Annotated in this window: 9 protein-coding genes; 8 read left to right on the forward strand and 1 reads right to left on the reverse strand. The window is 48.4% G+C overall.

What is annotated here, in order from left to right:
- The first annotated feature begins 24 nt into the window (after positions 1–24).
- From araA to BMY11_RS00670, 8 genes are all read left to right on the forward strand, one after another.
- Entirely contained in the window at positions 25–1,503 is a 1,479-nt protein-coding gene (gene araA, locus BMY11_RS00635) for an L-arabinose isomerase (protein WP_090572543.1), read from the forward strand.
- Between the two features lie 939 nt (positions 1,504–2,442).
- Positions 2,443–3,126 carry a response regulator transcription factor gene (locus tag BMY11_RS00640; protein WP_090572544.1) on the forward strand — a complete coding sequence of 228 codons (684 nt, stop codon included), beginning with the start codon at positions 2,443–2,445 and terminating at the stop codon, positions 3,124–3,126.
- Entirely contained in the window at positions 3,123–4,934 is a 1,812-nt protein-coding gene (locus tag BMY11_RS00645) for a sensor histidine kinase (RefSeq protein WP_090572545.1), read from the forward strand. Before BMY11_RS00640 ends, BMY11_RS00645 begins: the two co-directional genes overlap by 4 nt.
- Before the next feature lie 318 nt (positions 4,935–5,252).
- Positions 5,253–5,801, forward strand: coding sequence for an N-acetylmuramoyl-L-alanine amidase family protein (locus tag BMY11_RS00650; RefSeq protein ID WP_090572546.1), 549 nt, complete (start codon positions 5,253–5,255; stop codon positions 5,799–5,801).
- A 24-nt stretch (positions 5,802–5,825) separates the two neighbouring features.
- On the forward strand, positions 5,826–6,695 hold the full coding sequence (locus tag BMY11_RS00655; protein ID WP_256217251.1) for a carbohydrate ABC transporter permease: 870 nt from the start codon (positions 5,826–5,828) through the stop codon (positions 6,693–6,695).
- A gap of 79 nt (positions 6,696–6,774) precedes the next feature.
- Positions 6,775–7,587 (forward strand): carbohydrate ABC transporter permease, encoded by an 813-nt coding sequence (locus BMY11_RS00660; protein WP_090573471.1) that lies wholly within the window; start codon positions 6,775–6,777, stop codon positions 7,585–7,587.
- Between the two features lie 12 nt (positions 7,588–7,599).
- Positions 7,600–8,715, forward strand: a complete 1,116-nt coding sequence (locus BMY11_RS00665; protein WP_090572547.1) for an efflux RND transporter periplasmic adaptor subunit — start codon at positions 7,600–7,602, stop codon at positions 8,713–8,715.
- A 30-nt stretch (positions 8,716–8,745) separates the two neighbouring features.
- On the forward strand, positions 8,746–10,194 hold the full coding sequence (locus tag BMY11_RS00670; RefSeq protein WP_177182433.1) for an ABC transporter substrate-binding protein: 1,449 nt from the start codon (positions 8,746–8,748) through the stop codon (positions 10,192–10,194).
- A gap of 99 nt (positions 10,195–10,293) precedes the next feature.
- On the opposite strand, the gene BMY11_RS00675 is transcribed toward BMY11_RS00670, so the two are convergent.
- A complete protein-coding gene (locus tag BMY11_RS00675; RefSeq protein ID WP_090572549.1) occupies positions 10,294–11,925 on the reverse strand; it encodes an S-layer homology domain-containing protein in 1,632 nt (543 codons plus the stop codon).
- Between the last annotated feature and the right edge of the window lie 157 nt (positions 11,926–12,082).

Consider the following 12,082-nt stretch of genomic DNA (forward strand, 5'->3'; position numbering starts at 1 on the left):
TAGAAGCCGAAAGGGGTATGTACGATGTTGAACGTAAAGCCTTATGAGTTTTGGTTTTTGACGGGGAGCCAGCACCTGTATGGTGTTGAAACGCTGCAAGAAGTAGAAGCCCATTCCAAGGAAATGGTAGAGGGGCTGAATGTGGACGCATCCCTCTCCTATAAGATTGTGTTCAAGGCGCTTCTGACTACTCCTGAAGATATTCGAACTACGTTGATTCAGGCGAATAGCGATGAGCATTGTGCGGGAGTCATCACGTGGATGCATACGTTCTCCCCATCGAAAATGTGGATCGGCGGATTGTCGCAGCTGAACAAGCCGCATTTGCATTTCGCGACGCAGTATAACCGGGAAATCCCGTGGAGCACAATCGACATGGATTTCATGAACACGAATCAAGCAGCCCATGGCGATCGGGAGCACGGTTTTATTGGCACGCGTATGGGACGTTCCCGTAAAGTGGTGTTCGGCCATTGGGAAGATGCAGCGGTTCGCGCGCAGATTGGCAGCTGGCAGCGGACATCCGTCGCATTCTGCGAGAGCAAGACGCTTAAAGTCGCTCGTTTCGGCGACAATATGCGGCAGGTTGCGGTAACGGAAGGCGATAAAGTAGAGGCGGAAATTCGTTTTGGCTGGTCGGTCAACACGTATGGCGTTGGCGATCTGGTGCAGCGTGTAAATGCGGTACCGCAAGAAGCGGTTGATCAGCTCGTAGCCGAGTACAAGGAGCTGTACACCTTGGTAGCGGATACCGAGGAGAAACAGCATTCGATTGCGTATCAGGCGCGGCTTGAGCTTGGCATGCGGAGCTTCCTCGAAGAGGGCGGCTTCACGGCGTTTACGACAACCTTCGAGGACTTGCATGGCCTTACGCAATTGCCGGGTCTTGCGGTGCAGCGATTGATGGCAGATGGTTACGGGTTTGGCGGCGAAGGGGATTGGAAGACTTCTGCTCTCGTTCGGCTGATGAAAATTATGGCTGATGGCAAAGGCACTTCATTCATGGAGGATTATACGTATCATCTGGAGCCGGGCAATGAACTGGTTCTTGGCGCGCATATGTTGGAGATTTGTCCGACAATTGCGGACGGGAAGCCGCGTATTGAGGTCCATCCGCTAGGAATCGGCGGCAAGGCAGATCCGGCACGCATGGTATTCAACGGCCGAAGCGGTGCGGCGATCAACGCAAGCATCGTCGATCTTGGGCATCGTTTCCGCTTGCTCGTCAATAAAGTGAATGCGGTTGAGGTGGCGGAGGAGATGCCGCAGCTGCCTGTCGCGCGTGTACTGTGGCAAGTGCTGCCGAATCTGAAAGAAGGTGTCGAGGCGTGGATTTTGGCCGGCGGAGCACATCATACCGGATTCTCGTATGAGGTTTCCATGGAGCAAATGATTGATTTTGCTGAGATGTTCGGCATTGAAGCGGTTGTTATTGACGAGCGTACGGACCGGTTCAGCTTCCCTAATCAGCTCCGTTTGAGCCAGTCGGCTTGGAGAGTGTAGACGTTTTGTTGTGATGATAGAAGCCGATTGGAGAGCCAAGCTTCTTGGGCGCAATCGGAAAAATAGGCGGGCTCTACAGCAGAGGGGTACTTCGTGTACCCCTCTTTGATTTATGTTCGCAGGTTGCTCACAAAAGAAGGGTACCTGGTACCCTACTTTTACTCAAACTCCCTGATTTCCTCCAATGTAGGGTACCTAATACCCTTCTTTGGCCCAACCTCCCTGATTTCCTCCAATGTAGGGTACCTAGTACCCTTCTTTGGCCCAACCTCCTTGATTTCCTCCAATGTAGGGTACCTAGTACCCTTCTTTGACTCTGTTCGGTGAAATCTCGCTGATGTAGTGCTAGTGAGTATCCTTATTAGCGAGAAGTCCAGCAAACCAGCTACATTCGCTCAATCCGCCGGATCTCCGCCAATGAAGTCCAGCAAACCAGCTACATTCGCTCAATCCGCTGGTTTTCCGCCAATGAAGTCCAGTAAACCAGCTACATTCGCTCAATCCGCTGGTTTTCCGCCAATGAAGTCCAGCAAACCAGCTACATTCGCTCAATCCGCCGGATTTCCGCCAATGAAGTCCAGCAAACCAGCTACATTCGCTCACTCCGCCGGATTTCCGCCAATGAAGTCCAGCAAACCAACTACATTCGCTCAATCCGCTGGTTATCCACCAATTTGTATCCCTGGAGGACTCTCTTTACCTCAATCCCCCGATATTCCGCTCTCTTCACCTCACCCGAGCCTGTTTTCCGCCAATCATATATTAAGATGGTTTTTTCTCATTAAGGGTTCAGTGCCGCTCTTTTGCATATGATGGCCAGAGCTTGCCTGCTTCTTCATTTTATCTTCATCTGATCTGGATTTGTTCTTGATCTGCTTCCAGTATAATGAGAAATGGTTGGATAAACTAATTTTACATCCACGAAATGGGAGCAGCCCAATGAAAACGATATTAATTGTCGAAGATGAGGAAATATTGCGTGAAATAAGCAAGGATTACTTTCTGAGCGAAGGCTATAAAGTGCTGGAGGCAGCAGACGGGAAGGCGGCGCTGTTGTTGTTTCAAGAACATGAAGTCGATCTGATCGTGCTGGATATTATGCTGCCGGAATTGGACGGATGGTCGGTATGCCGCCGTATTCGCAAATCCTCTGACGTCCCGATCATCATGCTCACTGCCCGCGTCGATGAAGACGACACGCTGCTTGGGTTTGAGCTTGGCGCAGACGACTATGTGACGAAACCGTATAGTCCGCCTGTTCTACTCGCAAGGGCGAAGCGCCTGCTTGAAAGCCGCAGCAAGAATGGCAAGCCGGCTAAGCCGGACGATTCCATAGAAGTGCGTGGTATTAAGGTTCATTTTCCATCGCGGACGGTTATGATTGACGGGACTTTAGTTAACTTCACTCATACCGAATTCGAAATCCTCACTTACCTTATGGAGAATCAGGGTATCGTCATTACGCGCGAGCAGCTGATTACCAAGATTTGGGGTTATGAGTATGCGGGGGATGACCGCACAGTGAACACGCATATCCGTAACCTGCGTACGAAGCTTGGCGATAAAGCCACGATGATTGTCACGATTGTACGGACAGGCTATAAGTTCGAGGCTCATGCATGAGAAGCTCCATTGTGGTCAAATTGTTTATACTGACGACTACGTTGTGCATGCTCATCTTAGCAGTCGTTTATTTCGGCCAAACTTATTTCTTCAAAGACTATTATGCGAATCGCAAAGTGAGCGACTTGCAAGCGAAGATGGAGGCGTTCAAGACGGCCTACATGGATGCTGGGGGGAATTCGCTTGCCATCCAATCGCTTGAGCAAGATTTCTATAGGAATAACAATGTAACGATTACAGGCTTGGATCACAACGGCAATCTTAAGGATGTCAACGACTTCTACCTGGAAATCCGTATGCTCAAGGCTTTGACAAAAGCAGAAGAAAAGGAGCGAACTAAAGTCCCCCTCTATCAGCTTATGAACATGGAGGAGGCTGCTTCGGGACAAGCGTTAATTGCAATTGGAGAGCAATTAATTGTTACTGGGGTAAAAAGCAATTCCATACTGACTCCCATTGTGGTGCAGCATCCGTCCGGGGAATTGTTGTATGCCAATGAGCTATTCAAGCGTAAATTTTACAAGGGCAGTGAGAAAGCTGGCTCTATGGAAAAAAGGAAGCCACTTGAATCAGATCAAACGTCATTGGTGAATCTATTTGGAGTTGTCACAGACGTCCGACTTCCAAATGGCGGAGGTTCGTCAGACTTTATCTATTCCAATAAGCTCTTCTTGGAACAAATCAATGCATTTCAAGAGAAGCTATTATTCGAGGAACTCCAGCTTACGGATTCACTTGTCATTCAGGATTATGAGCAAAATAACGTAAAATACAAGCTGTTCATCCAGCCGGTTCATTACGACAATGGTACGACCAACTATATCTTCGCCATGGCATCGCTCCAGCCGGTAGACGAAGCGGTACAAATGATGAAGGACTACTATGTCTATATCATCGTATTTGTCATTGTGCTCATTCTAATTGCGGCGCTGTACTTCTCCATGAAGATCGCAAGGCCGCTGCTGCGCATCAATCAAACGACGAAGAAAATAGCGAATCTCGATTTCTCGGAGACGATTCCGATAAAGTCTAAGGACGAGATCGGAGATTTGTCGCGCAATATCAACCAGTTATCCGCTACACTGCATTCGTATATCGGCAAGCTGCAGGAGGATATCGCGAGAGAGAAGCAGCTCGAGACGACGAGGAAAGAGTTCATCTCCGGTGTATCCCATGAGTTGAAGACGCCGCTGAGCGTTATGAAGAGCTGCATATCGATCCTCAAGGACGGTGTAGCCGCGCATAAGAAAGACCATTACTTCGAAGCGATGGAGAAAGAAGTCGATAAGATGGACCATCTCATTGTCGACATGCTGGAGCTCGCGAAATACGAATCCGGTACGTACAGGATGCAGATGGATGCGTTCTTCGTTGATAAGTTGATCGAGTCCGTCTGTGAGCAGCTGGCGCATGAAATCGCGGCGAAACAATTGCGGGTAAGCATTCAGCTCGTTCCTGCTCTTGTCGTTGCCAACCAACATCGGATTGAACAGGTGATTACGAATTTCATGACGAATGCGATCCGATACACGCCGGAAGGGCAAGAAATCGTTATTTCGACGACCGATGAGGCGAACCATGTCGTCGTCTGCGTCGAGAACAAAGGTGCACGAATCCCTGAGGAGCAGCTTGATAAAGTGTGGGATCGCTTCTATCGGGGCGATACGGCGAGGCAGCGATCCGATGGCGGCACGGGGCTCGGACTTGCCATCTCCAAGAATATACTGGAGCTGCATGGAGCAAGGTATGGAGCAGCCAATACGAAGGATGGCGTTGCTTTCTTCTTCTGCTTGAATAAACAAAGTTAATATCGAATGCTGTCCTCGTTGCCGCATGTCTTGAAGGTGAATTTCGCCTGATCGACATGCGGTTTTTATTATATTGAAATTCAAGAATTTATAAGTTTCACCTTTGAAATCTTTATTTCATCTTCATTTCTGCTCCATTTCGTCTTAACCGGCTGTCGTTATGATGTACCTATGAAAACTACTACTAGATATTTAGCCATAGCAATTGTCGGAGTCATATTGTCAGCGGGTCTCTTCCAAATTCAAACCGAAGGAGCAACGAAAGCGAAGTCAAGTGTTAGTAAGTCAACAACAACAACAATAGGGTCGAGTAAAGTGATGAATTTGCCGTTGAGAGGCAAAACGATCGTTCTCGATCCCGGCCATGGCGGCAAGGATGTCGGTTCGACCGGCGGCAGAGGAACGTACGAGAAAGACGTTACGCTGCGTACAGCGCTAAATGTGAGAGAGAAGCTGGTCCAGGAAGGCGCGACCGTGGTGATGACGCGCGATGCCGATACGACAATCTCGCTGAAAGAAAGAACGGCTGTAGCGCAAACGGAGAACGCAGACTTATTCATTAGCATCCACTTCGATGCTTATCAAACCGGCGATGTGTATGGGATGACGACGTACTTTAACAAGCCGCAGGATCAGGAGATCGCAGAGAAGATACATGACCAAATATTCAAACAGGATATGAATACGAAGGATAGAGGCGTAAGGTTCGGCGACTATCATGTGATCCGCGAGAATGCGAAGCCGGCTGTTCTGCTGGAGCTCGGTTACATTTCCAATAAGAACGAAGAAACAAGAATGCAGTCCCAGTCGTTTCAAGATCAAGTATCGACGGCCATCGCAAGCGGCGTTGTCAACAGCCTTCGTTAACAGGTGAAGGGAGAGAGACAGGCCATGTTACGTAAAATCATGCGGCGACACAGCGTCGTTGCCATCTGGTTTCTTGCCCCCAGCGCGTTCGGATTCTTAGTCTTCTACTTGATTCCATTTGCGATGGGTGTATGGTACTCCTTTATGGATCGACCGAATGATGGCTCATTCGTCGGATTTGCTAATTATAAGGAACTGCTGGCGAGTGATTCTTTCCGGAAAGCAGCCAAGAATACGTTTCTGTTTACTTCAGTCAGCGTTCCAATCACGATCGCAATATCCTTATTGTTAGCCTTGTTATTGAATCAAAGCATCTACTTCCGCAATTGGCTCAGAACCGCTTACGTATTGCCGCTTGTCGTGCCTGTCGCTTCAGTCGTTCTCATCTGGCAAGTGCTGTTCGACTGGAACGGAGCTGTGAATAGCTGGCTTCACGAATTCAACCTGTCGCGGATCGATTGGATGAAGTCGGAATGGGCGAGAGGCGTACTATCTGTCGTCTATGCCTGGAAGAACATGGGGTACAACCTCATCTTGTTCTTAGCCGGCTTGCAGAATATCCCGAAGGATTATTACGAGACGGCTGACCTTGAAGGTGCAAGCTCATTCCATAAGTTAATCCGCATTACGCTCGTTTATTTGACGCCGACCTTGTTTTTCGTTGTCTTGATGGGGCTCATTAGCTCGTTTCGGATATTCAGGGAAACGTATTTGATCGCGGGGGATTATCCCCACGACAGCATTTATATGCTGCAGCATTACATGAACAATATGTTCTTGGCGCTTGATATCCAGAAGCTGACGTCCGCCGCTTCAGTCATGGTGGTATGCCTGCTAGTGCTGGTGTCCGGAATGTTTGCACTAGAACGTCGCTTTACGAAAGACTTGGACTAAAGGTGGAGGAGGATTGAAGTTGAAAGTTGCCCTTACGAAAGGAGCGATCACGTTCGTTCTTGCCCTCCTTGCGACGCTGATGCTGCTGCCGATTATTGTTTCCTTCACTAATTCGCTTATGACGGAACAGGAGGTCGGATCGAATTATGATTTGATCGGGCAAATGACGAACGCAGCAATGAGCGGCAAGGATGCATTCGTCAACTTAAAGCTTATACCTGACTGGGTATCGTTGGACCAGTACTACAAAGTGTTGATCGCGACGCCAATCTATTTGAACCTGTTCTGGAATTCGGTCTATATGGTTGCGCTCATCATCGCGGGGCAGGTCATCGTCGGCGCACTTGCGGCTTATGCCTTTGCCAAGCTCCGCTTTCGGGGGCGAGACCGAATGTTCTTCGTTTACTTGATCGCCATGTTAATGCCGTTTCAAGTGACGCTGGTACCGAACTATATCATTGCGGATAAGCTAGGGCTGCTTAACAGTGCGAGTGCCATCATTCTACCTGGTATCTTCGGCGCATTCGGCGTGTTCATGCTACGGCAATTCATGCTGTCGATTCCGAACGCTTACGTTGAAGCTGCTTATATGGATGGAGCCGGACATTTTCGCATCTTTCATCAAATCATCATCCCGCTTATCAAACCAGGCTTTGCGGCGCTCGTCGTTCTCTTGTTCGTCGATTATTGGAATATGGTGGAGCAGCCGCTTATTTTTCTGGAGGACGACTTCAAACAGCCGCTGTCTGTCTATCTTTCCGTCGTCCAGCAAGAGGCGAGAGGCGTAGGCTTTGCAGCATCTGTTTTCTACATGCTTCCGATGGTGCTGTTATTTATATATGCGGAGTCTTATTTTATCGAGGGCGTTCAAATGTCCGGCATCAAAGGGTAGGAGGTTAACCAATTGGGAAGGCAAGATATCGAGCACGCAGTCACTGGTAAGAAGAAGAGGTTTCGATTGATTGCTGCTCTGTTTGTTAGTGGATTGATCGTATTCACTTTATACAGCAACACGCTGCAATCGCTGACTTTAACGAAGGTGTGGACAACCATCGGGCGACAAGGGGCGCTCGTTCAGAGCTATACCGGAAGCGGGGTACTGGAGCCGATTACGGAAGCAGCGTTATCGAACAAGGCAGGTTGGGCCATCCAGAGTGTCAAAGTCAAAGCAGGAGATGTCGTTCATAAGGGGCAGACGCTTGTCGTTTACGAAAGCGATGAAGCCGAGAACCGCTATCTGGATGCAAAAGCGCAGCTGGAGCAGCAGTCCTTGTCCATTCAAGGCTTGCAAGACCGATATGTTGAAGCCGCATCTAGCGGTGATGATATTCAATTGCGCAGTGCGAAGCGGGATCTTAAGAGTGCGCATCTGACAATGGAGATGCAGCAGCGGAATCTGAACAGCATGAAGGCTGATTTGGTCAGCAATCGAGAGCTGAAAGCGCCGTTCGAAGGTATTGTGACGATGGTGGGTGCTGTGGTTGGGATGGCCTCAGCCGGTGCCGGTCCCGATGTTCAAATCACTTCCTCATCTAACGGATATCAAGTGGCCGTACAGGTGCCAGCCGCCATTAGCGAGCATCTGCGGATTGGCCAGAAGCTGGACGTCCAGGTTAGTCAAGCGGAAAGCGCGACAACGATGGAGGGGATCATTTCAGGAATCGAGAACAAGGAATCCCAAATCAACATCGTCATTAAAGTGCGAGATGCATCCCTCCGAGGAGGCGAACAAGCGCATCTTGACCTTCGGTTTGATTCAGCGGGCACGGGCGGCGGAATCCTGGTTCCGAGCAGCGCAATTCATAAGCAAGGCCAAGAAACGTATGTTTACGTCATCGAGGAGCGTAAAGGTCCGCTCGGGGATACAAGCCATGTTCGCAAGATGCCGGTCAAAACAGGCGATTCCAACGACTCCGATACGGTGGTGCTGCAAGGAATATTCCCGGATGCGCCGATTATCCTGGAAAGCAGCGAACCAGCTTTGATGGACGGAGAGCGTGTTCGGGTCATGACGAAATAATAATCATCTAATCAGAAAGAAGGAATGAATATGAAAAAAGTACTGATCCTCATGTTGAGCTGTTTAATGCTCATTTGCCTAACAGCATGTAATGGAAACGACAATAGCAATGGCAATATTGGCGCTACTGGGAAATCATCGCAATCCGACACGCAAGAACCACAAAAAAATACAAATGATGAATCAATCGCCGCAGCAAATACTGAAGCTGACGCAACTCCACAGGGGTTGGAACCGCTAGACGATAAGCCCAAAACGATTGTCGTATCCATTCTGGGCGTAACCCCTTTCTACAAGCTTGCAAAAGAAAAATACGAAGCGCTGCATCCGAATACAACGATTCAATTCAAAGAATTTACTTCAGGCGCCATGATGAGTGCTTCCGAAGTCGAGAAGTATATCAAATCGACGACTACCGAGGTGTTATCAGGTAAAGGAGCGGATTTGTTCGCGTTTACGACTGTCGAATTACCCATCGATAAGTACGTTAAACATGGTGCGTTCGAGAACGTGGATGATTGGATAAAGCGGGATGCTGAATTCAATCAACAGCAGTATCAGATGAACATTATGGAAGGCTCGAAGATGAACGGCGGACTCTACATAATGCCTATCGAGTACTACTTGGAAGCGATGTTTGGCAATGCTGACGAGATCCAAAAAGCTGGCGTCACAATTGACGATAAAAACTGGACGTGGAGCCAGTTCGCCGATATTAGCAAGCAACTAGCAGGTAAGAAGGGACATCCCTATGCCATGGGACTTTGGGCTCCTGAGATTATGGTCAATAACTTGGTTTCTGACAATTATGCTCGATTAATCGATGGAGCAAACGGTAAGGCATCGTTCGACACACCTTTTTTCACTGAACTGCTGACACAAGTTAAGAAAATGTACGACGATAAGGTAATAAGCGCTGATTTCGTTGATTTTAAAGAAAGCGACTTCTACTATTCATTGATTACGTCCCCAAGCGATTATCTTCTGCGGGCCGGCATGTATTTTGAGAATGGAAAGCTCTATCAGAAGCCGCATGCTGCAGATCAGAAATCAGGCATTTCGTTTCTTCTGACGAATCAAATCGCCATGAACGCAAATTCGGAGGTTAAAAGGGATGCTTGGGAGTTTATGAAGTTTCTGCTGTCTGAAGAGATGCAATCTTATCCGAAGTATGCGGGAGCTTCAGGCTTCTCGATGAATAAAGCGGTGAATGAAAAGGCGATCGAGGATGTAAAGGCGAATGGAATTGATAAGAATGTAGCTGCTAAAGGTGGAGGTGCAGTGATCAAAATAACAGATGAGAATCTTGATGCTCTCCGGGACATGCTGTCCGAAGCCAGCTTAAGAAATATGGGCTATGAAACGACAGTTCAGAAAATCATTGCAGAAGAAGTTAAAGCATTCTTCGCGGGGCAGAAATCGGCTGATGACGTAGCCAAGCTGATACAGAATCGGATCACGACTTATTTGAATGAATAAAGGGATGAGGCATATGAAAAAGGTGACTTCGGAGGAAGTCACCTTTCTTGCAATTCGAAACCATCGAACCTTATTTCAAGAAGTCATTCTTGATATTCATTAAGAAAAGCGATAAGTGCTAAACCGAATTGCATTATGCACACTAGTCCAGACATCGTTACTCTCTCCGCCCATATACCAATAACCGTATCCTGCAATGCCGTGCATTTCGCCCAGGCTTATTTTTTGGGATAAAGAACGTCCATCCTCCAGCCACATTCGATTAGGCACGCCAGAATCATAATATCCTCCGTAATATTGGCTCAGCTGATCGTCCCACTGCAGCATGACGTTCTTCGCCAATACAAGCTGGTTCTGCTGAACGAGGCTAATATCATGCGATTTAATGGTGCCATCGCCATTCATGGCCCAGCTGCGCGTATACAGCGGCAGAGCGAGGATCACTTTATTCGCAGGTGCTTTCATCAGCAGTGTTTCTAGCCCTTTGCGCACCCAGGGCAGTGAAGAGACCGATCCTCCCTCAGGATGACCGCCCCAATGCTCGTCATAGCCCATCAGAACGATATAATCGGATTGCTTCGCCAAAGCAGCATAATCGAACACGTCTGTCCAATCCGTGCCGCTATCAGGCGAGACGTTGACGGACAGTACGGCTGGAATAGCCTTCAATTCATCATGCAGCGCCTTTATAAAAGCAGTGAAGGAATCTCGATCCTCCGGTAGCATGTTCTCGAAATCAATATTTAATCCATCAATGCCATTTATCCGGACACGGGTTGCCAGTTGACTTACGAATGCTTGTCGCTGAGACTGGCTCGCTAACATCGTATGTGTTGCGACTTGATCCGAGTGATTGCCGACCATCGCCCACACGGACTTCCCTTGTTCATGGGACCAAGTCAAGAGAGAAGCGTCCATATGATCCTCGATGCTACCTGCCTTACTTAAATAGAACCAAAGCGAGGATAATGTATTTACTTCCGACTTCGCAACCTGCTGTTCAAATTGCTTAGTTGTTTGGCCGTATTGCCAGCCTAGTTGAATGCGTGACGGCTGCGAAGCCTGCAATTGCGCTGTCCACCCGCTATGCGTCCATGCTCGGTTCAGCAGCACGGCGGCTTCCTGTCTTGTAATGAGGTCCTGCGGCAAGAAGTGACCCTCATTGCCCGCAATCAGGCCGATTCGAGACAGCTGATAGACGGAGGACTTCGCCCAAGCACTGATCTGGTCCTGATCCAGAAACAGCTTATCCGGCATGTTCTGCGAGGAGTCTAAAGTCTGCTTCAAGGCACGCGCCATTATGACGGCAGCTTCCTCGCGAGTTACAGATCGGCTAGGCTCGAACAGTACAGCGGTAGTTCCTTTCGCGATGTTCAGTTGTACAGCAGACTGTATCCATTCATAGTACCAAGCGGTCTTCGGCACATCCGCAAAGGCAGGAAGAGGGCTGGCAACAGGCTTTACACCGAGCAGCCGATCAATCATCGTTATGAATTCCGCCCTTGTAATCGGTTTGAGCGGTGCAAATTGACGGCTTCCCATTCCGTTCATGATGTGGTTCTTCGTCATGTTTATAATGGCAGCTTGCGCATAATTAGGGCGAATATCGTCATAGGGAAGTGCGCTGGCAGCTCCCGCAGATGTAGGATGAGGATAAGTCGTTAGCGCGATACTAAGTAAGATAATAAAGGGAATGACCGGTAATTGGATCCACTTGTTGATATGCAGCATAGCTCGTAAACTCACCTTTCTATGACTAACATGTAGGTTCTAATAGTAATCAAATGTCTCGCGTTAGCCTAGTCTTAATTATTGGTATTGCTCTGATCTGTGACTTTTGATAAGATGATCAGGACTTATTAAACGATTTTAAAAAGTAGATACATAT

The sequence above is a fragment of the Paenibacillus sp. OV219 genome, from assembly GCF_900110075.1.
In the GTDB taxonomy this organism is placed as follows: domain Bacteria; phylum Bacillota; class Bacilli; order Paenibacillales; family Paenibacillaceae; genus Paenibacillus_Z.